Annotated in this window: 21 protein-coding genes; 6 read left to right on the top strand and 15 right to left on the bottom strand. The window is 62.4% G+C overall.

From position 1 onward, the window contains the following. Window positions 1-60 precede the first annotated feature (60 nt). From HFC70_RS23715 to HFC70_RS23700, 4 genes are all read right to left on the bottom strand, one after another. Entirely contained in the window at window positions 61-876 is an 816-nt protein-coding gene (locus HFC70_RS23715; RefSeq protein WP_168475777.1) for an ABC transporter permease, read from the bottom strand. Further along, complete coding sequence (locus tag HFC70_RS23710) at window positions 866-1,813, bottom strand: ABC transporter permease (RefSeq protein WP_168475776.1); 948 nt, start codon at window positions 1,811-1,813, stop codon at window positions 866-868. Before HFC70_RS23710 ends, HFC70_RS23715 begins: the two co-directional genes overlap by 11 nt. Next, window positions 1,810-2,799 (bottom strand): ABC transporter ATP-binding protein, encoded by a 990-nt coding sequence (locus HFC70_RS23705; RefSeq protein ID WP_168475775.1) that lies wholly within the window; start codon window positions 2,797-2,799, stop codon window positions 1,810-1,812. The genes HFC70_RS23710 and HFC70_RS23705 overlap by 4 nt, the downstream gene beginning before the upstream one ends. A 183-nt stretch (window positions 2,800-2,982) precedes the next feature. After that, window positions 2,983-4,143, bottom strand: coding sequence for an ABC transporter substrate-binding protein (locus HFC70_RS23700; protein ID WP_168475774.1), 1,161 nt, complete (start codon window positions 4,141-4,143; stop codon window positions 2,983-2,985). A gap of 244 nt (window positions 4,144-4,387) precedes the next feature. On the opposite strand from HFC70_RS23700, the gene HFC70_RS23695 reads away from it, so the two are divergent. Next, window positions 4,388-5,236, top strand: a complete 849-nt coding sequence (locus tag HFC70_RS23695; RefSeq protein WP_168475773.1) for a LysR family transcriptional regulator — start codon at window positions 4,388-4,390, stop codon at window positions 5,234-5,236. Here the strand turns inward: HFC70_RS23695 and HFC70_RS23690 are convergent. Next, complete coding sequence (locus HFC70_RS23690; RefSeq protein ID WP_168475772.1) at window positions 5,226-6,125, bottom strand: DMT family transporter; 900 nt, start codon at window positions 6,123-6,125, stop codon at window positions 5,226-5,228. The two genes, HFC70_RS23695 and HFC70_RS23690, sit on opposite strands and share 11 nt — an antisense overlap. 247 nt (window positions 6,126-6,372) lie before the next feature. Here HFC70_RS23690 and HFC70_RS23685 point away from each other — a divergent pair, with 247 nt between their 5' ends. Further along, window positions 6,373-7,281, top strand: a complete 909-nt coding sequence (locus HFC70_RS23685; protein WP_168475771.1) for a LysR family transcriptional regulator — start codon at window positions 6,373-6,375, stop codon at window positions 7,279-7,281. Between the two features lie 21 nt (window positions 7,282-7,302). On the opposite strand, the gene arsA is transcribed toward HFC70_RS23685, so the two are convergent. Next, a complete protein-coding gene (gene arsA / locus HFC70_RS23680; RefSeq protein ID WP_168475770.1) occupies window positions 7,303-9,063 on the bottom strand; it encodes an arsenical pump-driving ATPase in 1,761 nt (586 codons plus the stop codon). Between the two features lie 186 nt (window positions 9,064-9,249). Here arsA and HFC70_RS23675 point away from each other — a divergent pair, with 186 nt between their 5' ends. From HFC70_RS23675 to HFC70_RS23665, 3 genes are read left to right on the top strand one after another with little or no spacing between them, the layout of a single operon-like run. Next, entirely contained in the window at window positions 9,250-11,697 is a 2,448-nt protein-coding gene (locus HFC70_RS23675; RefSeq protein ID WP_168475769.1) for an FAD-dependent oxidoreductase, read from the top strand. After that, window positions 11,694-14,141 (top strand): FAD-dependent oxidoreductase, encoded by a 2,448-nt coding sequence (locus HFC70_RS23670; RefSeq protein WP_168475768.1) that lies wholly within the window; start codon window positions 11,694-11,696, stop codon window positions 14,139-14,141. The genes HFC70_RS23675 and HFC70_RS23670 overlap by 4 nt, the downstream gene beginning before the upstream one ends. Window positions 14,142-14,201: 60 nt before the next feature. Then, window positions 14,202-15,428, top strand: coding sequence for an SRPBCC family protein (locus HFC70_RS23665; protein ID WP_168475767.1), 1,227 nt, complete (start codon window positions 14,202-14,204; stop codon window positions 15,426-15,428). Here the strand turns inward: HFC70_RS23665 and HFC70_RS23660 are convergent. Genes HFC70_RS23660 through HFC70_RS23645 form a run of 4 tightly spaced genes read right to left on the bottom strand, consistent with a single transcriptional unit; the run spans window position 15,415 to window position 18,884 of the window. Next, window positions 15,415-16,275, bottom strand: coding sequence for a metal ABC transporter permease (locus HFC70_RS23660; protein ID WP_168475766.1), 861 nt, complete (start codon window positions 16,273-16,275; stop codon window positions 15,415-15,417). The two genes, HFC70_RS23665 and HFC70_RS23660, sit on opposite strands and share 14 nt — an antisense overlap. Next, window positions 16,272-17,129: a metal ABC transporter permease gene (locus HFC70_RS23655; protein ID WP_168475765.1), complete on the bottom strand. Its 858-nt coding sequence runs from the start codon at window positions 17,127-17,129 to the stop codon at window positions 16,272-16,274. The genes HFC70_RS23660 and HFC70_RS23655 overlap by 4 nt, the downstream gene beginning before the upstream one ends. Then, on the bottom strand, window positions 17,113-18,000 hold the full coding sequence (locus tag HFC70_RS23650; RefSeq protein WP_305792534.1) for a manganese/iron ABC transporter ATP-binding protein: 888 nt from the start codon (window positions 17,998-18,000) through the stop codon (window positions 17,113-17,115). Before HFC70_RS23650 ends, HFC70_RS23655 begins: the two co-directional genes overlap by 17 nt. Further along, window positions 17,997-18,884, bottom strand: a complete 888-nt coding sequence (locus HFC70_RS23645; protein WP_168475764.1) for a metal ABC transporter substrate-binding protein — start codon at window positions 18,882-18,884, stop codon at window positions 17,997-17,999. The genes HFC70_RS23650 and HFC70_RS23645 overlap by 4 nt, the downstream gene beginning before the upstream one ends. A 244-nt stretch (window positions 18,885-19,128) precedes the next feature. Here HFC70_RS23645 and HFC70_RS23640 point away from each other — a divergent pair, with 244 nt between their 5' ends. Further along, window positions 19,129-20,400, top strand: coding sequence for a hypothetical protein (locus HFC70_RS23640; protein ID WP_168475763.1), 1,272 nt, complete (start codon window positions 19,129-19,131; stop codon window positions 20,398-20,400). Between the two features lie 123 nt (window positions 20,401-20,523). On the opposite strand, the gene HFC70_RS23635 is transcribed toward HFC70_RS23640, so the two are convergent. The 5 genes from HFC70_RS23635 to gltX all read right to left on the bottom strand — a co-directional run bounded on the left by HFC70_RS23635 (window position 20,524) and on the right by gltX (window position 24,762). Then, window positions 20,524-20,952, bottom strand: a complete 429-nt coding sequence (locus tag HFC70_RS23635) for an SRPBCC domain-containing protein (protein WP_168475762.1) — start codon at window positions 20,950-20,952, stop codon at window positions 20,524-20,526. Continuing rightward, window positions 20,945-21,280 carry a helix-turn-helix transcriptional regulator gene (locus HFC70_RS23630; RefSeq protein WP_168475761.1) on the bottom strand — a complete coding sequence of 112 codons (336 nt, stop codon included), beginning with the start codon at window positions 21,278-21,280 and terminating at the stop codon, window positions 20,945-20,947. Before HFC70_RS23630 ends, HFC70_RS23635 begins: the two co-directional genes overlap by 8 nt. 188 nt (window positions 21,281-21,468) lie before the next feature. After that, window positions 21,469-22,965, bottom strand: a complete 1,497-nt coding sequence (gene lysS, locus HFC70_RS23625) for a lysine--tRNA ligase (protein WP_168475760.1) — start codon at window positions 22,963-22,965, stop codon at window positions 21,469-21,471. After that, window positions 22,962-23,261, bottom strand: coding sequence for a hypothetical protein (locus HFC70_RS23620; protein WP_246735931.1), 300 nt, complete (start codon window positions 23,259-23,261; stop codon window positions 22,962-22,964). Before HFC70_RS23620 ends, lysS begins: the two co-directional genes overlap by 4 nt. A 43-nt stretch (window positions 23,262-23,304) precedes the next feature. Further along, window positions 23,305-24,762 carry a glutamate--tRNA ligase gene (gene gltX, locus HFC70_RS23615; protein ID WP_168475759.1) on the bottom strand — a complete coding sequence of 486 codons (1,458 nt, stop codon included), beginning with the start codon at window positions 24,760-24,762 and terminating at the stop codon, window positions 23,305-23,307. Window positions 24,763-24,920: the final 158 nt, after the last annotated feature.

Genomic DNA, 24,920 nt, shown 5'->3' with positions numbered 1-24,920 from the left:
TGTCTTTTTAGATGTAAACGGGGCGACGCGCGGCGTGCGGCGTCGCAAGATTGCTTGTCGTCATTTGCCGCTGCCGGAAATCTGGTCGGTGTCGCGGGTCAGGTAATAGGCCGCCAGGATCGGCAGGAAGGTGACGATCACCACCACCATGGCCACCACATTGGTCACCGGGCGCTGGCGGGGACGGATCAGTTCCTCAAGCATCCAGATCGGCAGCGTTGCCTGCTGGCCGCCGGTAAAGGTGGTGACGATCACCTCGTCGAAGGACAGCGCGAAGGCCAGCATGCCGCCGGCCAGAAGTGCTGTGGCGATATTCGGCAGGATCACATAGCGGAAGGTCTGGAACCCGTCGGCGCCGAGATCCATCGAGGCTTCGATCAGCGAGCCCGAGGTGCGGCGGAAGCGGGCGACCGCGTTGTTGTAGACCACCACGACGCAGAAGGTGGCGTGGCCGAGGATGATCGTCCACATGGAATAGGGGATCTCGGCCAGCGAGAAGGCCGAGCGCAAAGCAATGCCGGTGATGATGCCGGGGAGCGCGATCGGCAGGATGACCAGCAGCGAGATTGCCTCGCGGCCGAAGAAGGCAGTGCGCGCCACGGCAGCCGCCGCAAGCGTGCCGAGCACGAGCGCGATCACGGTGGAGATCGAGGCGACCTTGACCGACAGCGCCAAGGCTTCCCAGACATCGGGACGATTCCAGGCAACCGCGAACCACTTGGTGGTGAAGCCCGGCGGCGGCCACTGGAAGCTCTTTTCCTCGGTGGTGAAGGCATAGACGAAGATCAGCAGGATCGGCAGATGCAGGAAGAGCAGGCCCACGCCCGCGGCGATCTTCAGCGGCCAGCCGGCGTCATTGGAGCGATCAGAGCGCATTGAAGGCCCCCATGCGTTTGGCAATCCAGAGATAGACGCCCATGATGACGATCGGCACGACGGTGAAGGCCGCGGCGAGTGGCACATTGCCGGCGGTGCCCTGCTGGGCGTAGACGGCCTGGCCGATGAACAGGCGCGACGAACCGACGATCTGCGGGATGATATAGTCGCCCAATGTCAGCGAGAAGGTGAAGATCGAGCCGGCGACGATGCCGGGCAGGGCGAGCGGCAGCAACACATGGCGGAAGGTCTGGCCGGGGCGGGCGCCGAGATCGCCTGAGGCTTCGATCAGGTTGCCGGGCACGCGCTCCAGCGCTGCCTGAGTCGGCAGGATCATGTAGGGCAGCCAGACATAGACGAAGACCAGAAAGGTGCCGATATAGCTGATCGACAGGGAATTGCCGCCGATCACCGGGATTGCCAGGATGGCATCGAGCAGAGAGGTCAGGCCCAGCTTCTCGAAAATCCAGGTGAGGATACCCTCCTTGGCGAGGATCAGCTTCCAGGCATAGACCTTGACCAGATAGCTCGACCACAGCGGCAGCATGACGCCGAGATAGAACAGGGCCTTCCATTTGCCGGTCGCATAGCGGGCCGCATAGTAGGCAACCGGAAAGGCGATCACGGCGGACGCGACGGTGACGGCCGCAGCCATCAGCACGGTGCGCAGGATGATGTCGAAATTCGACGGGATGAGCAGTTGCCGATAGGTCGACAGCGTCAGTTCATGAGTGATCAGCCCGGAAAAATCGTCGATCGAAAAGAAGCTCTGCAACAGCAGGGCCAGCAGCGAGCCGATATAGATCACGCCGAGCCAGAGGAGCGGCGGCGCGAGCATCAGGGCGAGCAGCACGCCCGGCCGGCGCCAGAACAGGTCCGAGAGACGAGCCAGCACGCCGGTTCTGGCGGGAAGGATGGTGGCGGTTCCCTCGCTCATGCCGTGCCGTCCATATAGTGCAGGTCGGCGGCATTCCAGGACAGGCCGGTGTCCGCCCCTTCTGCCGGGACGGGCTGGCCGGCCGGAACCATGACCGAAAGGCTGATATTCCCGACCGAAACATGCAGGCGGGTGGCGCTGCCAAGGAAACTCGAGGAGCGGACCTTGGCCGTTAGGCCGCCGGTGGCGCCGATGCGGATGGCTTCCGGCCGCAGGCTTGCCCATTGTGCCTCACCGCCAAGTTTCTTCATGTCGGTGGGCGCAATCACATTGGACGAGCCGACGAAATCGGCGACGAAACGGGTCTTGGGACGCTGGTAGATTTCCTCCGGCGTTCCGGCCTGGACAATTTTTCCGTCGTTGAAGACAGCGACCCGGTCGGCCATGGACAGCGCTTCCCCCTGGTCATGGGTGACGAAGATGAAGGTGATGCCGAGCGAACGCTGCAGGCTTTTCAACTCCTCCTGCATCTGTTCGCGCAGCTTGAGATCGAGCGCGCCAAGCGGTTCGTCGAGCAGCAGCACTTTCGGCTTGTTGACCAGCGCTCGGGCCAGCGCCACGCGTTGGCGTTGGCCGCCGGACAATTGCCCCGGCTTGCGGGCACCATAGCCCGGCAGCTTGACGAGATCGAGCGCCTGTTCGGCCATGGCATGGCGTTCGGATTTCTCGACGCCCTTGACCATCAGCCCATAGGCGACATTGTCGAGAATGGAGAGATGCGGGAACAGGGCATAATCCTGGAAGACGGTGTTGACCTGGCGGCGATAGGGCGGCACGCCCTCGGCCGTCTCGCCGAAGATTTCGATATGGCCGGAGGTTGGCTGCTCGAAGCCGGCGATCAGCCTGAGGCAGGTGGTCTTGCCGGAGCCGGAGGGCCCGAGCATGGCGAAGAATTCGCCGGGCGCAATCTTCAGATCGACGCCGTCGACGGCTTTGACAGCACCAAAATGGCGCGACACCTGCGAGAATTCAACGGCTGCGGTCATGGGGACTCCGGGAAAGCAAGGCGCTGGTTGCAAGGCCGGCGCGGGATATCACCCTCCCCTTGAGGGGGAGGGTCGGACCGAAGGTCCGGGGTGGGGTGACATCTCTGTGCATCCCATAAGGCAGAAGGATCACCCCACTCGCGCGTTCGCGCGACCTCCCCCCTCAAGGGGGAGGTGGGAAGATCAGCGGCCGCCGATGACGCCGATATAGTCGGAGACCCAGCGGTGATAGGGTACGCACTCGCCCTGGCTTTCGCATTTCGATACCGGCGTCTTCCAGAAGCGGATCTTCTCGAAGTCGTTGTAGCCGTTGGCGGCGCAGCCCTCGTCGGTCAGCAGTTCATTGCCCTTGCAGGCGGCCGGAACCGAAGGCACCGTGCCGAACCAGGCGGAGACGTCGCCTTGCACCTTGGGCGACAGCGAATGCTCCATCCACATATAGGCGCAGTTGGGATGCTCGCTATCGGCATGCAGCATGGTCGTGTCAGCCCAGCCGGTGGCGCCTTCCTCCGGGAAGGTGGAGGCGATCTTGGTGTTCTCGGCCTTCATCATGTTGACCTGGAAGGGCCAGGAGCCGGAGGCGACGACGCCTTCGTTCTTGAAGTCGTCGATCTGGATCATCGCGTCATGCCAGTAGCGGCCGACCAGGGTGCGCTGGACGCGCAGCAGGTCAAGCGCTGCCTTGTACTGGTCCTCGTTGAGTTCATAAGGGTCCTTGATGCCGAGTTCCGGCTTGTGGGCCATCAGGTAGAGGGCGGCGTCGGCGACATAGATGGGACCGTCATAGGCCTGGATGCGGCCCTTGTTGGATTTGCCGTCGGGCAGGGTCATTTCCTCGAAGACGACTTTCCAGCTCTTCGGCGCTTCGTCCTTGAAGGCATCGGTATTGTACATCAGCACATTCGGGCCCCAGACATAGGGCGTGCCGTAGTGCACATCCTTGACCGTGTGCCACGGGGCGTTCTGCAGGCGTTCGTCGATGGTCGACCAGCTGGGGATCAAAGCGGTGTTGATCGGCTGGACGCGTTTGCCGGCGACCAGGCGCAGCGAGGCGTCGCCGGAGGCGGTCACGAGGTCGAAGCCGCCTTCGTTCATCAGGGCGACCATTTCATCCGATGTGGCGGCGGTCTTCACCGAGACCTTGCAGCCGGTGTCGGCTTCGAACTTGGTGACCCAGTCGTAATTCTTGTCGGTTTCGCCGCGCTCGATATATCCGGCCCAGGCGACGATGGAGAGCGCGCCCTCGCCCTTGCCCAGTTCTTTCAACGGCTCCTGGGCAACGGCGTTAAAGGCAAAGCTGAAAATGGCTGTGATGGCAGTGCAGGACTTCAGGATAGTCTTCATGTCGATTTTCTCCCGGTTCGGAGCCGCCGTTTCGCGGCATTTGTTCCCGATCGTGAGAGTGGCGCTATTTCGCCGCATTCGCAAATTCATTTGTCAGAAAGCCGGTATCGGAATTTCCGAACGCAGCGAAACTTTGCTGACGGGTTGCCGGGATGCTCCGGCTCTCCTATCCTCACCGGGCCTGCGAGTGGCGCTCCATCCGGTGAGCGGGTTTGCCGGTGCCCGAGGGAAAGCCGGACCGACGATGCAGATCGAATTGATCGAGACCTATCTGGATCTCATGGAGACCCGCAGCTTCAATCGCACGGCCGAACGCCTGAACCTCACCCAATCGACCATTTCCCACCGGATCAAGGCGTTGGAGACGGCGCTGACCCGCAGGCTGTTCACCCGCAACAAGGGCGGTACGGTTCCGACATCGGCGGGCCTGCGCTTTCTCGATCATGCCCGCGCGCTGCAGCGCCAGTGGCACGAGGCGGCCAGGGCGGTGGAAAGTGCCGGCGCTTATGAGCATGCCATGCGCATCGGCGTGCAGCAGGATGTGGCCGAGCGGCTGGCCGGTCCCTGGCTGGCGGCGATCCGCGCCGATCTTCCGGCCACGTCGATCTATATGGAGGTCGATTATTCCGGCCAGATGAACCGGGATCTGGCCAGCGGCGATCTCGACCTTGCCATTCTCTATACGCCGCATCATCTGCCGGATCTGCATTATGAGCGCATCGGCGAGATGACCTATGTGCTGGTCAGCACCCTCTCGGCGCTGGCTGTGGATCTGCGGGTCGAGACCTATATCTATGCCAATTACTCGCCGGCCTTTGACCGGGCGCAGCGGCTAGCGCTGCCGCAATTCGTCGGTGCTCCGTTGGCCTCAGGCCAGAATATCGCGATTGCCGGACTGTTGCGCAGTCTGGGTGGTGCCGCCTTCGTCAGTAAACCGACGGCGGATGACCTGGTCGAGAGCGGTGCGGCGCGGATCGTTGCCGACGTCATGCCGATCGCCCAGACGGTCTATGCGGCCACCGGCATCCGTACCCGGCATGCGCCGCAGCACCGGCGCATCATTTCGGCCATGGCCGATCTGCTCAACCGTTAGGATCTAATGCCGCAAGCTCGCGGTTGCGCCGTAGCACGACATGTTCGCGCCAGGCTGTGAAAATACCGGCCGCAACGACGATGATAGCGCCGACCACCATGTTGAGGCGCAGGGTCTCGCCGAAGATCACGACGCCGATGCCCGAAGCCAGCACCAGTTGCAGATAGCTGATCGGCTGGACGACGACGGCGTTCAGGTTCTCATAGGCCTTGATCAGCGAGTAATGGCCGACAATGCCGGTGAAGCACAGAAACAGCATCCATTTCCAGTCTTCCGGCGCGATCTCCACCCAGAAGAACGGGCCGGCGATGGTCAGGGCCACGGCGCCGACGACGCCGATATAGAAGAAGCTGGTGGTCGGGCCATCGACGCGGCTGACCAGGCGCGTGGTCAGCCCATAGATCGCGCCGATGAAGGCGACGATCAACGGCAGCACGACAAGGACATTGAAGCTGGCGCCGGTCGGTCCAAGGATCAGCAATACGCCGCAGAAACCGACACCGATCGCCGTCCAGCGCCGCCAGCCGACCTTCTCGCCGAGGATCGGCACCGACAGCAGTGCGACGATCAGCGGACCCGATGCAAAGATCGCCTGGGATTGCGCGAGGCCGACGAGCGTGAAGGCATTGATGGCAATCGGGATCTGCGAGGCAAGCAACAGGCCCCGAAAGATCTGCAGGAAGGGCCGCTTCGACTTTATAGCAACGGACAGGCCGCCGCGGCCGCGCATCGCCAGAAGAATGGCGAAAGCGGCAAAGGCCCAGTAACGGATCATCGCCACGACCACGGCCGGATAGGCTGCCCCCAGATGTTTGGAGACGCCGTCCTGCGCAGAAAAGACCACGAACGCGAGCAGGGCGAAGGCGTAACCGATAGCCGTGGATTTCATGGGGGAACTTCAGACAATAAAGACGGTGCACCATCAAGGTGCGCACCGCTGGCGGCAGGAAGGCGAAACCAGATAGTATACGTCTCTTGATTTTTGCAAAGGGTTTTCCGCGCAAGGCAGCGATGCAGGAAAAGGGCAAGGGTTCAACTCGTGCCCGCAGATGGCGCCTGTCATGCCGGTTCGGCGGCGGCAACTTGGGCCACGCGTTCCGCTTGCCCTTGGCGTGTCCGGCGTGTTCTAAAAGCCCATGGCCTTCACACTTCGACAATTGCAGTATTTCGTCGCCGTGGCCGAGCAGGGCTCGGTGACGCGGGCGGCACAGAACCTGTCGATTTCGCAATCCTCGGTCACCGAGGCGATCAAGGAGCTTGAGGGCGATTTGAGCGTCGAGCTGTTCGAGCGCCATCCGCGCGGCTTGACGATCACCCACAACGGCCATCAGTTCCTGCGCCATGCGACGAAAATCCTCGCCACGGTATCGGATGCCCGCAATTCCTTTTCGATCACCAAGCCGGATGCCGGCGGCACGCTGAATATCGGCGTGACCTCGCTGGTCGCCGGTTATGTCCTGTCGGATCTGCTGGCTCGCTATCGCCGCGCCTGTCCGGGCGTCGAGATCAGCGCCATCGAGGACAACGGCTCCTATCTCGAGCATCTGCTGATCGGCGGCGAGCTGGACGTTGCCGTCATGGTGATTTCCAACCTGCGCGATCGCATGGCGCTGCAGGCGGAAATCCTGGAGACCTCGCCCTATCGCCTCTGGCTGCCGATGGGCCATCCGCTGGTCTCGGCCGATATCATTTCCGTGGCCGATATCGCCCGCGAACCGCTGATCATGCTGACGGTCGACGAAATCGAGGAAAATACCGGCAAATTGCTGTCGGCGCTCGGCGCCCGGCCGCATGTCGCCTTCCGTACCCGGTCCGTCGAGGCGGTGCGCAGCCTGGTGGCGACCGGGGCGGGCGTGGCGCTGCTGCCCGATCTGGTCTATCGGCCGTGGTCGCTGGAAGGCGACCGGATCGAAAGCCGCGACGTGTCCGGCGCCCTGCCGGTGGTGCAGGTCGGCATGGTCTGGCGCAAGGGATCGAGCCTGCCGCAGTCGGCGCGCGATTTCGTCGGCGTTGCCGAGGCGCTACGTTCCGGCCGGCCGCGCTGACGGGCCAGCCTCAGGCCGCGTTCAAGCTTTCGACAGGTCAGCGAGTTTCTCCACACCGACCGGCGCTTCGCTGCAATATCCCAGCGCATAGACCCGTTTCGCCAAGGTATCACGGACTCGTTCGATCTGGACGCGCTCGCCCTTGAGCCGGGCCCGCAGCAGCGGATCGCGGGTTCCGGCAGCCGTCATGCTGCGGTTGATCACCCAGCCATAAGGCTCGATGCCGGCACGGCGCAGGTCCTCCTGCAGGGCACCGGCTTCGGACACCGGCGTGGTCTCGGGCAGGGCGACCAGGATGACGCGGGTATAGTCGGGATCCTGCAGCCGCATCAGGGGCGTGATCAGCCGGCCGGGTGCATCGGCTTCCAGATGCCGGGTCATCTGCCGGTGATAGGCGCCCGTTGCGTCGAGCAGCAGCAGGGTATGGCCGGTCGGCGCCGTGTCGATCACCACGAAGGCGCTGCGCGCCTCGCCGACGACGCGGGAAAAGGCGTGGAAGACGGCGACTTCCTCGGTGCAGGGCGAGGCAAGGTCTTCCAGCAGCAGGGCCTTGCCGTCGTCGTCCAGTTCGCGGCCGCGGCTTGCCATGATCTTGTCGATATAGCGTTTGGTTTCCGCCGCCGGATCGATGCGGTCGACGGTGAGGCCGGGCATCGCACCATCGACGACGAAGGCGACATGGGCGGCGGGGTCGGTGGTGGTGAGGTGCACGGAATGGCCGCGGGCTGCAAGGCCGACGGCGATGGCTGCGGCAATCGTCGTCTTGCCGACGCCGCCCTTGCCCATGACCATGACAAGACCCTTGGTGCCGGCGGCGATCTCGTCGACCAGGCACGACAGCCGCGGCAGGTCGATGCCGTCCGGCACATCATCGCCGTTGACAGCGGGTATCGCCGCTGCCGGCGTCAGCAAAGCGCGCAGGGCTGGCAGGCCGACCATGTCGAAGGCGAGCAGCGCAACCTCGTCGCGCGGCAGGCGGGCAAGGCTTGCCGGCATGGCCGACAAGGCTTCGTCCTGCTCGCGGGCAAAGGCGGCAGCGATCGGGTCCGTGGTGTCGCTGGCATGGAACCGTCCGTTGACGGCCAGCAACTGGTTCGACAGCCCGAGCGCATCCAGTTCGCCCGATGTGCGGGCCGCCTCGCGGATGGCGCCCTTGTCGGCGCGGGTGACCAGGATGATGGTGGTGCGGGCGGCGTCGCCGAGACACTCGAGAGCTTCGCGAAACCGGTCCTCCTGCATCTTCAGGCCCGAATGGGGACCGAGGCAGGAGGCGCCGCGATCGTTGTTTTCGAGAAAGCCGGTCCAGGCTTTCGGCAGGCTCAACAGCCGCAAGGTGTGGCCGGTCGGCGCCGTGTCGAAGACGATATGGTCAAAACCCTGCTCGTCGCCCGACAGAAGGCCGGCGAATTCGTCGAAGGCGGCAATCTCCGTGGTGCAGGCGCCGGAGAGCTGTTCCCGGACGGTCGATTTTTCCGCGTCGCTGGCGGCCGGTCCCAATTGCTCGATGACGCGACGGCGGTAGTCGTCGGCCGCCTGTTCGGGGTCGATGTTCATGGCAAACAGGCCCGGCACGTCGGGCACGGCGACGGGGCTGTCGGACAGGGCAACGCCCAGCATCTCATCGAGATTGGAGGCCGGATCGGTGCTGACCAGCAGGATGCGCAGGCCGCGGTCGGCGAGGGTGATGGCGCTGGCGCAGCTCAGCGACGTCTTGCCGACGCCGCCCTTGCCGGTGAAGAACAGGTATTTCGTCGGGGCGTTCAAGGCGCGGAACGAAGCCATGGCACATTCTCTTCCAGCTGAGGATTGTTGGCTGCACCCTATCACCCGCCCTGCGACCGCGACTTGATCTTTCGCAAGGGACGCCAAGACAAACTAATCGAAGTCTTCGATCAATAAAGCCGTTTTGCGCGGCTTGATGACTGTCAGTTTCGGCGTCACAACTTCTCACAAAACAAGGGAGCAGTCATGTCAGGTTTGCCGTCGCATGCGCGCGTCGTGATCATCGGAGGCGGGGCTGTCGGGGCCTCCTGTCTCTACCATCTGGCCAAGGCCGGCTGGAGCGACTGCGTGCTTCTGGAGAAGAACGAGCTGACGGCGGGCTCGACCTGGCATGCGGCCGGCAATGTGCCGACCTTTTCGTCCTCCTGGTCGATCATGAACATGCAGCGCTATTCCGCCGGGCTCTACCGCGAGCTCGGCACGCTGGTCGATTATCCGATGAACTATCACGTCACCGGCTCGGTGCGGCTTGGCCATTCGAAGGAGCGGCTGCAGGAATTCAAGCGCGTCGTCGGCATGGGCCGCTATCAGGGCATGGATCTCGACATTCTGTCGCCGGACGAGATCAGGTCGAAATATCCCTTCGTCGAGACTCATGACCTGACCGGCGCGCTCTATGATCCCTATGACGGCGATATCGATCCGGCGCAGCTGACCCAGGCGCTGGCCAAGGGCGCGCGCGATCTGGGCGCAAGAATCTTTCGCTTCTGTCCCGCCACCGGGGTGCGCCGCGAAAACGACGAGTGGGTGATCTCGACGCCGCAGGGCGAAATCCGTTGCGAGAAGGTGGTCAACGCCGCCGGCTATTATGCGCGCGAAGTGGGCAAATGGTTCGGCCGCGATGTGCCGATGATGGTGATGAGCCATCAATACATGTTGTTTGAGGAAATCCCGGAACTGGCGGCCTGGTCGAAGGAGGTCGGGCACAAGCTGCCGCTATTGCGCGATGTCGACAGCTCCTATTACCTGCGCCAGGAAAAGACCGGCATGAATCTCGGTCCCTACGAGAAGAACTGCAAGGCGCATTGGGTGACGCCGGATGATCCGATGCCGGAGGATTTTTCGTTCCAGCTGTTTCCCGACGATCTGGAGCGGCTGGAATGGTATCTGAACGATGCCGTCGAGCGGGTGCCGATCCTCGGCACGGCGGGCCTGTCGAAGATGATCAACGGCCCGATCCCTTACGCGCCGGACGGCAATCCGCTGATCGGCCCCATGCCCGGCGTGCCGAACGCATTCGAGGCCTGCGTCTTCACCTTCGGCATCTGCCAGGCCGGCGGCGCCGGCAAGGTGCTGGCGGAATGGGTGACGGAGGGTCAGACCGAATGGGACATGTGGTCCTGCGATCCGCGCCGGTTTACCAGCTTTGCGACCCAGGACTATTGCGTGGCAAAGGGCATGGAAATCTACGGCCATGAATATGCGATGCATTTTCCCAAGCACGCCTGGCCGGCCGGCCGCAACCGGAAGCTCTCGCCGATCCACGACCGGATCGCCGCACTTGGCGCGCAGTTCAAGCCCTACAATGGCTGGGAGCGCGCCAACTGGTACGTCAAGCCGGGCGACGATACGTCCGAGGAGTCCACGCAGACCTGGAACCGGGCGGGACCGTGGGCGGCGCGGATCGAGGAGGAGTGTCTGGCGGTCACCCATGCTGCCGGCATTCTCGATCTGCCGGGCTTTTCCCGCTATCGGCTGAAAGGCGAAGGCGCGCGCGCCTGGCTGCTTGATCTCACCACCGGCAAGGTGCCGAAGCCCGGCCGCATCGGCCTTGCCTATTTTTCCGACGACAAGGGCCGCATCGTGACGGAAATGTCCGTCATGGCGCTGGAGGAGGATTTCTTCTTCCTGATCACGGCGGCAACGGCGCAGTGGCACGATTTCGAATGGCTGCAGAAACACCTGCCCGAAGATGCGGCCTTCACGCTCGATGACGTGACCGAGGATTTCTCCTGCCAGATCCTGTCCGGCCCCAAATCGCGCGATATTCTGGCAGACGTGTCTGACGCTGATCTCGCCAAGGGTTGGCTGACCCATCAGAGCTGCCAGATCGCCGGGCGCTGGTGCCAGCTGGTGCGGGTGTCCTTTGCCGGCGAACTCGGCTGGGAAATCCATACGAAAATCGATGACACCGCCGTGATCTTCGACGCCGTCTGGGCGGCCGGCCAAAGACACGGTCTCAAACCCTTCGGTATGGAAGCGCTGGATTCGCTGCGCATCGAAAAGGGCTATCGCGCCTGGAAGGGCGATCTGTCGACCGACTACACCATCCTTCAGGGCGGGCTGGAACGCTTCATCGACTGGAGCAAGCCCGATTTCAAGGGCCGCGCGGCATTGGAGCGCGAGAAGCAGACCGGCGTTTCGAAGCGGTTCGTGACGCTGGTGGTGGAGGCCGGCGATTGCGATGCGTCTTATATGTCGACGCTCTGGCACGGTGGCCAGGTGGTCGGCGAGACGACATCGGGCAATTGGGGCTACCGGGTCGGCAAATCCATTGCGCTCGGCATGCTGCGGGCCGATCTGGCCGTGCCCGGCACGGAGATCGAGGTGGAGATCTTCGGCGAGCGCTTCAAGGCCGTGGTCCAGGTCGACCAGCCGCTGTTTGATCCCCAGAATGAAAGATTGCGCGCATGACGAAGGCCGTCCCCAAAAAGGCGAGAGCCGTGATCATCGGCGGCGGTGTGTCCGGCTGCTCGGTTGCCTATCACCTGGCCAAGCTCGGCTGGAGCGATGTGGTGCTGCTGGAGCGCAAGCAGCTGACATCAGGCACGACCTGGCATGCGGCCGGGCTGATCGGCCAGTTGCGCGGCAGCCAGAACATGACGCGGCTCGCCAAATATTCGCGCGATCTCTATGTGCGGCTGGAGGAGGAGACCGGCATCGGCACCGGCATGAAGCAGAACGGCTCGATCACCGTGGCGCTGACCGAAGAGCGCCGCGAGGAGATCTACCGCCAAGCTTCGCTGGCCCGCGCCTTCAACATCGATGTGCGCGAGATTTCCCCTGACGAGGTCAAGGCGATGTATCCGCATCTCAACGTCTCCGACGTTGTGGCGGCCGTGCATCTGCCGCTCGACGGCCAATGCGATCCGGCCAATATCGCCATGGCGCTGGCCAAGGGGGCGCGCCAAAGCGGTGCTTCGATCATCGAGGGCGTCAAGGTGACGGCGGTGCATCAGACGGATGGACGCGTCACAGGCGTCGCCTGCGAGCAGAACGGCGAGAGCTACGTCATCGAGACCGACCATGTGGTCAATGCGGCCGGCATGTGGGGGCGGACGCTGGCCAACATGTCCGGCGTGACGCTGCCGCTGCATGCCTGCGAGCATTTCTATATCGTCACTGAGCCGGTGGCCGGCCTCAAGCAATTGCCGGTGCTGCGCGTGCCGGACGAGTGCGCCTATTACAAGGAGGATGCCGGCAAGATGCTGCTCGGCGCCTTCGAGCCTGTCGCCAAGCCGTGGGGCATGGAGGGCATCCGCGAAGACTTCTGCTTCGACCAGCTGCCGGAGGATTTCGATCATTTTCAGCCGATCCTCGAGCAGGCGATCAACCGCATGCCGATGCTGGAAACCGCCGGCATCCACACCTTCTTCAACGGTCCGGAGAGTTTTACTCCCGACGACCGCTACTATCTCGGCGAGGCGCCGGAGCTGAAGAACTATTGGGTGGCGGCCGGCTACAATTCCATCGGCATCGTCTCGTCGGGCGGCGCCGGCATGGCGCTGGCGCAGTGGATGAACGACGGTGAGCCGCCGTTCGATCTCTGGGAGGTCGATATCCGCCGGGCGCAGCCATTCCAGAAGAACCGCACGTACCTCAAGGAACGCGTCAGCGAAACGCTGGGGCTGCTCTATGCCGATCACTTTCCCTATCGCCAGATGGCAACCGCCCGTGGCGTTCGCCGTTCGCCGATCCATGAGCATCTGAAACGCCGCGGCGCGGTGTTCGGCGAGGTGGCTGGCTGGGAGCGGGCCAACTGGTTTGCGAGAGACGGCCAGGAGCGCGAATACCGCTACAGCTGGAAGCGGCAGAACTGGTTTTTGAACCAGCGCGACGAACATCTGGCGGTGCGCAGCGGCGTCGGGCTGTTCGACATGACCTCGTTCGGCAAGATCCGCATCGAGGGCCGCGATGCGCTGTCCTTCCTGCAGCGGCTTTGTGCCAATCAGATGGATGTGGCCACCGGCCGCATCGTCTATACGCAGATGCTCAATGCGAAAGGCGGCATCGAGAGCGACCTGACCGTGACGCGTCTGTCGGAGACGGCCTTCCTCGCCGTCGTGCCCGGCGCCACCCTGCAGCGCGACCTTGCCTGGTTGCGGCGGCATATTGGCGATGCCTTCGTGGTGGTGACCGACATGACAGCATCGGAATCGGTGCTGTGCGTCATGGGGCCGAAATCGCGCGATCTCCTGCAAAAGGTCAGCCCCAACGATTTCTCCAATGCCGCCCACCCGTTCGGCACGGCACGGGAGATCGAGATCGGCATGGGGCTCGCCCGCGCCCATCGCGTCACCTATGTCGGCGAGCTTGGCTGGGAGCTCTATGTCCCGACCGACCAGACGGCGCATGTGTTCGAGGCGCTGGAGGAGGCGGGCTCGCAAGTCGGCCTGAAGCTCTGTGGCCTGCACACGCTGGACAGCTGCCGCATCGAAAAGGCGTTCCGCCATTTCGGCCACGATATCACCGACGAGGATCATGTGCTGGAGGCCGGGCTCGGCTTTGCGGTTCGCACAGTAAAGGGCGATTTCATCGGCCGGGATGCGGTGCTGGCCAAGCAGGAGGCAGGCCTCGACCGCCGGCTGGTGCAGTTCCGCCTGACCGATCCGGAGCCGCTGCTGTTCCACAACGAGGCGGTGGTGCGTGACGGCCGGATCGTCGGCACGGTTACTTCAGGCAATTACGGCCACCACCTCGGCGGCGCCATCGGCCTTGGCTATGTGCCCTGTGCCGGCGAGAGCGAGGCTGATGTGCTGGCCTCACACTATGAGATCGAGATTGCCGGCGTGCGGGTCCAGGCGGAGGCGTCCTTGACGCCGATGTATGATCCGAAGGCGGAAAGGGTGAGGGCATGATGCAAGACACACCAGCATTTGCCAGAGTTACCGCACGCTCTTCAGTTTGGAGAAAATCCCATGCTCGCACCTGACATCACCACCCCGCCCACAACTGACCGCCTCGACCAACTGGTCGCCGCCCACACGCCCGGTCATGGCCTCGCCCGGCCTTTCTATCTCGATCCCGAGATCTATGAGCGCGATCTTCAGCGAGTGTTCTTCCGTCACTGGCATTGCGTTGCCCATGAGAGCGTCATCCCCAACGCCAACGATTTCGAAGTGTTCCGCATGGCGTCGGAACAGGTGATCGTGACGCGCGGGGCGGATGGCCAGGTGCATGCGATCCTCAATGTCTGTCGGCATCGTGGCGCCGAGGTCTGCACGAAGGACAAGGGCAATGCCCGGGTCTTCGTCTGTCCCTATCATGCCTGGACCTATGGCAATGACGGGGCGCTGAAGGCCGCCCGGCTGATGCCGAAGGAGTTCAAACGGGAGGATCACGGGCTGAAGCGGCTGCAGGTTCGGGTGGTCGAGGGGCTGATCTTCATTTCCTTTGCTGAAAATCCGCTGGATTTTTCCGAGGTCGAAAACCTGCTGCATGCGACCTGCGGGCAATATGGCTGGGCGTCGGCCAAGGTGGCGCATCGCCAGAGCTATTTGCTCGATGCCAATTGGAAGCTGGCGGTCGAGAATTATGTCGAGTGCTATCACTGCGGCCCGGCGCATCCCGAATATTCGCAGACCCATGCGCTGGAACAGCCGCTGCCGATGATCGAGGCGCTGAATGCGGCGATGGAGGAACGCACCTGCGCACTCGGCATCGAAGTCGGCTCCGGCGATCACTGGCAGACTTCTGAGAATGGACGAGAGACCATCCATGCCTTTCGCTATGCGCTCTATGATGGCGTGAAGACCGGCAGCCAGGATGGATCACCTTTGGCGCCCCTGATGGGCCGCTTCAGCGAATACGACGGCGGCGTCACCTCCGTGCATCTCGGCGGCACGTCCTTCCTGGTCTGCTATCCCGACCACGGTATGATCTACCGCTTCATTCCGAAGGGGCCGGAATCCTGCGAGATGGAGCTGATCTGGCTGGTCGATGGCAAGGCCGAACAGGGTGTCGACTACGATTTCGACAAGCTGACATGGCTATGGACTGTCACCACCGACGAGGACAAGGCGATCATCGAACACACCTCGCGCGGCGTGCGGTCGCATTTTTTCGTGCCCGGTCCGATCGCGCCGATGGAGCAGAACGAGCTGCGCTACATCAACTGGTATCTCGACGAGATCAGCCGTCCGTAATGGCGGCTCCTTCCTTGTCCGCCGCGTGGGCCTTCCAAACCGTGCGGACAAAGGCGGCGATGAACATGGCGGTCATCAAGAGCACGATGGTCGGGGCCGGGGCGCTGTCGATGTAGAAGCTCAGATAGATGCCGGACAGCGTGGCACTGACTGCGACCAGGACGGCGGCGACCAGCATGCTCTGGAAGCGCCGGGTGATCAGGAAGGCAATGGCGCCGGGCGTCACCAGCATGGCGACCGACAGAATGATGCCGACCGCCTTCAGCGCGCCGACCACGGTCAGCGACAGCACCGCCAGAATGCCGTAGTGCAGAAGCCGCACCGGCAGGCCGATGGCGCGGGCATGCTGTGGATCGAAGGCATGGGCTAGCAGATCCTTGCGCAGGATGACGAGAAAGGCTGTGGCCGCCAGGGCGATCAGGCCGGTTTCCAGCAAATCCGACGGCAGGATGCCGAGCATGTCGCCGAACAGGATATGGTCGAGATGCACGTCGCTTTCGACCTTCACATAGAGCACGAGACCAAGGCCGAACATGCCGGAAAAGACGATGCCGAGAACGGTGTCTTCCTTGATGCGGCTGTTTTCCTTCAGATAGCCGGTCGCCAGCGCGCAGGTCATGCCGGCGACGAAGGCGCCGACGGCGAGCGGCAGGCCGACGACATAGGCGATGACCACGCCCGGCAGGACGGCATGGGAGACGGCGTCGCCCATCAGCGACCAGCCCTTCAGCACCAGAAGACACGAGAGCAGGGCCATCGGCACGGCAATCATCAGCGTGACGATGAAGGCATATTGCATGAAGGGCAACTGGAACGGCAGGATCAGCATCGCAAAGGTATCGCTCATGCCGCATCCTCCAGGGCGAGCCGCGCCTTGCGCTTGCTTGCCAGCAGCCCGTGCTTCGGGGCGAAGACGAAAGCAGCGAGGAAGATCAGCGTTTGCAGCACGACGATGATGCCGCCGGTAGCGCCGTCGAGGAAATAGCTGAGATAGGCGCCGACGCCGCTGGTGCCGGCGCCGATGCAGAAGGCCATGACGATCAGCCGCTGGAAACGGTCGGTCAAGAGATAGGCGGTGGCGCCCGGGGTGACGACCATGGCGACGACGAGAAAGGCGCCGACGGTCTGCAGGGCGGCCACTGTCGATGCGGCCAGCAAAGTGAAGAACAGCACTTTCAGGAGCGCCGGCTTCAGGCCGATCGAGCGGGCATGATCCTCATCGAAGAAGGTGACCATGAAGTCCTTCCATTTGAGCGTCAGGATGACCAGGCTGACACCGCCGATGATCACGAGCTGCAAGGTGTCCTCCGGGGTGATGGCGAGGATATTGCCGAGAACGATGGTCTGGATGTTCACCGACACTGGCGACAGCGACACCATGAACAGGCCGAGACCGAAGAAGGAGGTGAAGATCAGGCCGATGATGGCATCTTCCTTCAGCCGGGTGCGCTGATTGAGGAAGAGCATGGCGCCGGCGGCAAGGCCGCCCGAGAGGAAGGCGCCGGCGGCAAAGGGCAGGCCCAGCATATAGGCGCCGGCGACGCCCGGTACGATGGCGTGGGACAGCGCATCGCCGATCAGCGACCAACCTTTCAGCATCAGATAGGCGGACAGAAAGCCGCAGACGCCGCCGACCAGGGCGCTGACCCAGATGGCGCTGACCATGTACTGGTAGGAGAAGGGTTCAAGCAGCAGGATCATTGCTCACCTTCTGTGCTTGCGGATCGCGATAGATCACGAAGGGCCGTTCGTCGTCGGTGATCACCTTGACCTGGCGGGCATCCGCATCGTCATGCAGATCGCTGCCGGACAGCACGAAGTGCCGCAGCGCGCCGCCGAAGGCCAAGTGCAGGTTTTCCTCGGTAAACGTGTCTTCCGTCTTGCCGGAGGCGATTACCGTGCCCTTGACGAAGACGGTACGATCGCAGAAATCCGGGACGCTGCCGAGATTGTGGGTCGAGACCAGCATGACCCGGCCTTCACGGCGCAGGTCTTTCAGGAGGGCGACGATCTGCTCCTCTGTCGTCACGTCGACGCCGGTGAAGGGTTCGTCAAGCAGGATGACCTGGCCTTCCTGGGCGAGTGCGCGGGCCAGAAAGACGCGCTTGCGCTGGCCGCCGGAAAGTTCGCCGATCTGGCGCTTGCGATAATCGAGCATGCCGACGCGACCAAGCGCCTCGTCGACCATGGCCTTGTCGCGACGCGACGGGATGCGGAGAAAATTCATGTGGCCATAGCGGCCCATCATCACGACGTCTTCGACCAGAACCGGGAAGTTCCAGTCGACCTCCTCGCTCTGCGGCACATAGGCGACGAGGTTCTTCTTCAGCGCCTCGCGCACCGGCATACCGAGAATGGTGATGTCACCGCGGGCGAGCGGCACGAAGCCCATGATCGCCTTGAAGATCGTCGACTTGCCGGCGCCGTTGACGCCGACCAGCGCGGTGATCGTGCCCTTGGGGATGGTGAAGCTTGCATCCTTGAGAGCGGTATGGCCGTTGCGATAGGTGACCGTGATGTTGTTGGCCGTCAGGCCATCCAGCCGCTGGCCGGCGCTTTTGCCCATGATCATGCGGTCAACCCTTCAACGATGGTGGAGACGGTGACCTTGAGCAGATCGAGATAGGTCGGAACCGGTCCGCCTTCTTCGCTGAGCGAATCCACATAGAGCACGCCGCCATATTTGGCGCCGGTCTCTGCGGCGACCTGGCGGGCCGGCTTGTCGGACACGGTGCTTTCGGAGAAGATCACCTTGATCTGATGCTCGCGCATGGCATCGATCACGGCGCGAACCTGCTGCGGCGAGCCCTGGCTGTCGGCGTTAATCGGCCAGAGGAACAGTTCCTTCAGGCCGAGATCGCGGGCGAGATAGGAGAAGGCGCCTTCGCTGGTGGCCAGCCACCGTTCCTGCTCCGGCAGTTTGGCGATTTCGGCCTTTAGCGGTTCGATCTCCGCCTTGATCTTGTCGGAATAAGCGGCGGCGTTGGCGGCATAGAGATCGGCATGGTCGGGGTCGATACCGGTCAGTGCCTTGCGGATGTTCTCGACATAGATCAACGCATTCTCCGGCGACATCCAGGCATGCGGGTTCGGTTTGCCGTCATAGGCGCCGCCGGCAATGCTCATCGGGGTCACGCCTTCCGAGATGACGGCGTTCGGAACCGAGCCGAGATTGCCGAGGAATTTCTCAAACCAGAGTTCGAGGTTGAGGCCGTTCCACAGAACCAGATCGGCGTCGCGGGCTTTCAGAATATCGCGGGGTGTCGGCTGGTAATTGTGGATCTCGGCGCCGGCCTTGGTGATGCTTTCGATATCGGCTGCATCGCCGGCGACGTTCTTGGCCATATCGGCAATCACGGTAAACGTCGTGATGACCTTGGGTTTGTCCGCCGCCGCTGCCGACAAGGGCAGAAGGGAGAGGGCAACTACCAGAATTCCCGCAATTCGTTTCAGCATGATCGACTCCAAAAGGCTTTTGCAACTCATTCGCAATCTAAGCTAATGCGTTTGCGGCGTTTGTCAAACGCTATTGCAACTCATTCGCAAAAGGAGTGCCGCGAAAGAGCGGCCTTGTGCCGAAATGGGAAATCTTCGCTGCAATGCACAGGGCGTAGATTAAAGTTTCCTCAAGAACAGTGTGGCAAGGTCAGCCTAAGTTTTGCGTATGTGTATGGAGTGACTTGATGCCGGAGTTGTTGGCGTGAAGGGTCTTGTCGGCAAGTTCCGGTTATCCCGTAAATTGGTTCTGATTTCCGGCAGCGTCCTGGTCCTGTTGGGCGGAACGGGAGCAGCCGCCGTGTTTATTGGCACGGAAGCGATCCTTGGTCCCTCCTACAAGCAGATCAATGGGTTGGAATGCACCGAAGTGACGTCGGTCACCATCAAGAAGCAGGATCGCTTCTGGGTGCGCAAGTTCGTCACCACGGAACCGACCGACGGCCTGACGCGGGTGAAGACGGCGCTTCGGGTCGCCAAGGCCGTGCAGGAGGCCGAAAAGGCCGATCTCGTCCAGGTGGTGGTGCTCGACGCGAAAGGGCCGACCAAACGGGCTGATATGCGCGGACGGGCGGTCGGCGCGGATGTCGTCTATGTTCCTGATCCGAGCAAGATTCCCGAAGAGGCCAATGGCCAGGTTTTTACGGCCCGCTACGTGGAAAAGCCCGCCAATGGCAGCGGCCAGTTCTACGGCGAGAAGATTTCGATGACGCCGGATGATATCGACCATCTCGTGGCCAGCCTCGACGACACGGCCAATTGCGTGAAGCCGGAAGTGGTCCTGCCGGAGGGCCATGCCGCTCCGAGCGGCCATGGTGAAGCGCCTGCTGCCCACGGCGAAGCACCGGCGCATGGCGAGGATGCGGCACCGGCAGAAGGGCATGGCGAAGCGCCAGCCGGGCATGGTGAGACACCAGCCGGGCATGGCGAAGCGCCAGCCAGCGACGAAATTGCATCGGCCGATGGCCATGGCACGGCTCCGGCGGAAACCGGCGGCTGGTTTGCGTCCCTGAAGGGCATGGTGTTCGGGGCAGAAGAGACCCCGGCCGCCGAAGGACATGCGGCCACGCCTGTGGCGGAGGGGCATGGCGCTGCCCCTGTTGCGGAAGGACATGGCGAGGTTGCTGCCGATCACAACGCAACGCCGTCGCATGAGGCACCAGCTACCCCCGCGGCGGGACATGAGGAGCAGGCCATCAAGGAAGAGGCGCCTGCCCATGCGGCGCTTGTGGCGCACGGCACAGAGCCTGCCGCCGCGAACGAGCATTCGACGGACCAGGCGGCAGCGCCGAGCCACGAGCCCGTGGTTGAAGCCGACAATGGCGGCTGGCTGTCCTCGGTGAAGAGCATGGTGTTTGGCGGTGGTGAAGAAGCGGCAGTGCCTGTAGAGGCGCAGGGCGAGGCGGCCGCAACACCCTCATCTCATGGCGAACCGGTGCCTCCGGTCTCAAAGGAACACGTCGCGGCAACGCATTGACGTCAGGGGCGCTCCTTTCGTTCGGAAAGGAAACCAGGTCCAGGATATAACAGGAGCCGGGAGAAGGGGCATGCCCCCTGGTCTTCCGGCTCCTTTTTTGTTCGGCCCCAATTGCTTTGGCGTTCAGGTCAGGCTCTGCGCGAGATTGGCAAGGATGGCGCTCCAGCCCTTCTCGTGGCCATTGCGTGAGTCTTCGCTGCGAAACTTGACGTGCCGTAAGGTGACTTCGGTCGTTGTCGCGTCGATTTCGGCCAGATCGATGGTGACGACGCTGTCGTCGAGCGAATGGGGCGATTCCCAGGTGAAGGACAGGTGCGAGACTGGATCGATCTCCAGATAGGTGCCGGCATGTGGCACGTCTTTTTCCGGGGTCACCATGACGATCGAGAAACGCCCGCCCTTGATCGGATCGTTCGACACCCTGGACGGCGCCGTGCTGCCGTTCGGCACGGCCATGAATTTGGCCATCATGGCGGGCGAAAGCCAGGCGTTGAATACTTTTTCGCGCGGTGCGGAGATGGTCCGGCTGACTGTCAATTCCAGTTCACTCATGATCGTCGTCCTTTGCGTTCAACAGTTGATCGAGCGCCGCAAGGCGCAGTTCCCATACGGACTTTAGCTGCTCGAACCACTGTTCCGTCTGCTTCAACGGTTCGAGTTCTGCCGCGATAAAATGTTCGCGGCCCAAAGTCCGGCGAGAGACCAGTCCCGCCTCCTCCAGCACCTTGATGTGCTTGGAGACCGAGTTGAGGGACATATCGAAATGGGCGGCGAGCGCCGTCACCCTCAACGCGCCCTCCTGGACCAGCAGCGTCAAGATGCGTCGCCGGGTCGTATCGCCGGCGGCTTTCAGAATTCGTGACAGAGCATCTTCGTCCATTTGTTCTCCCGAATGGTTGAATATAGGAGCGGCGACAATTAGTCAACCGTATGGTTGAATGTTGTTGAAATTATTTCGGATATGTCGGCCAACGGGAAGGGCCAAGGCCAAGCAATCGCTCATCAAACGCAAAAGGCCCGAAATGCGGGTCAAGCGCTTCGGGCCTTTCAAAGGGATGCAGGACGCGATCAGTCGTTCTTGTTGCGGCGGGCCGGGAACAAGATGATGTCTCGGATCGAGGGGGAATTGGTGAGCAGCATGATCAGGCGGTCGACGCCGATGCCGAGGCCACCGGCCGGCGGCATACCCTGGTCGATCGCATCGAGGAATTCCTCGTCCAGTTGCTTGTCCTTCTCGCCGCGGGCGTGGGCCTGCTCCAGCTGCTCGACCATGCGGGCGCGCTGCTCTTCCGGATCGTTGAGTTCGGAAAAGGCATTGCCGATTTCCCAGGCATTGCAATAGGTTTCGAAACGCTCGACGAGGCGCGGTTCGCCCGGCACTTCCTTGGCAAACGGCGAGATGTCCTTCGGGAAATGGGTGACATGGGCCGGCTGGATCAGCGTGCCCTCGACCTTTTCTTCGAAGATGAAGGCCAGGCACTCGCCCCAGGTCCAGTCCTTCTCGACAGCAAAACCGGCAGCCTTGGCCGCCGCGCGGGCTTCCTCGTCGGTCTTGATGGCCAGGAAGTCGATGCCGGTCACGTCCTTGACGGCGTCGGGCATCGGCACGCGGCGGAACGGACCCTTGAAGGAGATTTCATTGTCGCCGAAGGTGAATTCGGTTGAGCCGTGGATGCGGGTCGCGAGGTCAGCGAACAGCCGCTCGACGAGGTCCATGATGTCCTCGTAATCGGCATAGGCCCAGTAGCATTCCATCATGGTGAATTCGGGATTGTGTCGTGTCGAGACGCCTTCGTTGCGGAAGTTACGGTTGATCTCGAACACCTTGTCGGACAGGCCCGAGACCAGCGTGCGCTTCAAAAACAGTTCCGGCGCGATGCGCAGGTACATGTCGAGCTTGAGCGTATTGTGGTGGGTCTTGAAGGGCTCGGCCGTGGCGCCGCCATAGATCGACTGCAGCATGGGCGTTTCGACTTCCATGAAGCCGTCGTTTTCCATGAAGCGACGGATGCCGGAGACGATCTTCGAGCGCTGCTGGAAGCGCAGCTTGCTGTCCTCGTTGGTCATGATGTCGAGATGACGCTTGCGGTAGCGCGTCTCGATATCGGTGACGCCATGCCACTTTTCCGGCATGGGCAGCAGCGCCTTGGTCAGCATGGTGATCTCCTGCGCGTTGATCGTCAGCTCGCCGCGCTTGGTGCGGCGAACCATGCCGGTGACGCCGACAATGTCGCCGAGGTCGATCAGCGGCAGCAGCGCGCGGGCGCTTTCGGGCGTGGTGTCCTTGTGGCTGAAGATCTGGATCTTGCCCGAGGCGTCATGAATATCCATGAACATGCCGGAGTTGCGCGAGGAATAGACGCGGCCTGCAACGGTCACGACATCGCCGGACTCGGTATCGAGCTCCAGGCCGGCATATTTCTCGGCCAGTTCGGCATTGGTCATGGTCCGGTGGAAATGGGCCGGATAGACATCGCCGATGAGTTCGCGCAGCATTTTCAGCTTCTGGGCACGCACTTCCGTGACGTCGGAGGAGAGGGCGGTTTCGGTCTTCGTTTCGGTCATTTTTCGATTCCGTCGGTGTTCTTTTTTTCCGTCGTTCTGGCGAAGTACTCGCGGGGCATTTCCCCGTACTCCATTTCTCGGCGAAGAATATCCTGAAGATATTTTTCGTCTTCGACGTCCTCTGTTCCCAGAAATTGCGACATCTCGATGTGATCATCATCGAATACCGAAATCTCTATGCGCTTACCTACAAGCGTGACCGTCACATCAATCGTGTCTGGACGATGCCGCTGAAGGTAATAATGAATCTTGGCATCATCCAGCTGTTTTAGCAGGCGATATATAGCAGCTGTCATGTCCTCTCCCTGAATTGGAGTGGAAATCAATGTCAGTTAGACGTCAATTGCCGCTACCCACCATCGACGCCACCACGGCCGCGGCGACCTTCAGGCGCTGGCGCACGACCGAACGGCCGAGCAGGGCCATCGAGTCAAACAGCGGCAGCGAGCGCGACGATCCCGAAACGGCGACGAACAGCGGCGGGGTGACCACGCGCAGCTTCTTGCCGAGGCGTTCGGAAATGGCGCGCAGTTCCTCGTCGATGGTGGCAACGTTCCATTCGAGGATCTTTTCGAGATCCGTCTGGACGGTGTTGAGGATCTCCAGCGTCTCGGCCGGGCTGGTCTTCAGGCCGGCAAACGAGGCCGGCGTCAGGCCGACGTCATTGGCGAGCAGGAAGCCGGTCAGCTGCGGCAATTCGCCGAGCTTGGAGATGCGGCTCTGGGCGAGCTTCAGGCCTTCCGTCAGGCGGTCGTTTTCCGCCGACCAGTCGAAGACGCGGGCCAGGAACTCGTCCGGCGTCAGCTTTTCGCGCAGCCAGCGGCCGTTCAGCCAGTCGAGCTTCTGGATGTCGAAGATCGCGCCGGCCTTGGACAGGTTGTCCGGATCGAATTTTTCCGCCAGCTCGTTCATATCCAGCAGTTCTTCGCCTTCGGCGATCTGGATGAAGAACAGGCCGAGGAAGTTCATCAGGGCTTCCGGCAGGTAGCCGAGCGCCGAGTAGTAGGAGATCGAGGTCGGGTTCTTGCGCTTCGACAGTTTTGACTTGTCGGCATTGCGCATCAGCGACAGATGCATGAACTTCGGCTCGTCCCATTCGAAATAGCGGTAGAGCAGGATATGCTTGGGCACCGAGGCCAGCCATTCCTCGCCGCGCGCCACATGGGTAATCTTCATCAGATGGTCGTCGATGACGTTCGCCATGTGATAGGTCGGCATGCCGTCGGCCTTCATCAGCACCTGCATGTCGACCGAATCCCACGGGATCGAGACGTCGCCATAGACCCCGTCGTTGAAGTCGCAGGAGCCTTCGGCCGGGATCTTCATGCGCACCACGGAGGCTTCGCCGGAGGCGACCCGGGCGGTGACTTCCTCGGCCTTCAGATGCAGGCAGAGGCCGTCATATTTCGGCGGCTTGCCGCTGGCGCGCTGGGCTTCGCGCATTTCGGTCAGGCGCTCGGGCGTGCAGAAACAGCGGAAGGCATGGCCCTTGTCGAGCAGGTCCTGGGCGAAGGGCTGGTACATATCCTTGCGGTCGGACTGGCGATAGGGACCGTAGGGGCCGCCGACATCCGGGCCTTCCGACCATGTCAGACCGGTCCATTTCAGTGCGTCGAGCACTTTCTGCTCGAATTCCGGCGTCGAGCGCGTCGCATCGGTGTCCTCGATGCGCAGGATGAACTCGCCGCCCATCTTCTTGGCGAAGAGATAGTTGAACAGGGCGATGTAGACGGTGCCCACATGGGGTTCGCCGGTCGGGGAGGGTGCGATGCGGACGCGGACGCCTGATGTGTTCATTTGAATTCGTGCTCGTGGTAACGTGCGGATGACCGGGCCGTGCTTTTGCGCGATCAAGGGATTGGCTGAAACTCTCGGAAACGCGGACAAAACCGGCTCATTCCCGGCGTTTCCGCAGTGTTCCAATGCGAGGCCTTAGGCCATATTCAGCGCCAAGC

The sequence above is a fragment of the Agrobacterium sp. a22-2 genome, assembly GCF_012276985.1.
Taxonomy (GTDB): Bacteria; Pseudomonadota; Alphaproteobacteria; order Rhizobiales; family Rhizobiaceae; genus Allorhizobium.
Note: the sequence above shows the minus strand (reverse complement) of the source record. Positions and strands in the feature narration are given on the sequence as shown.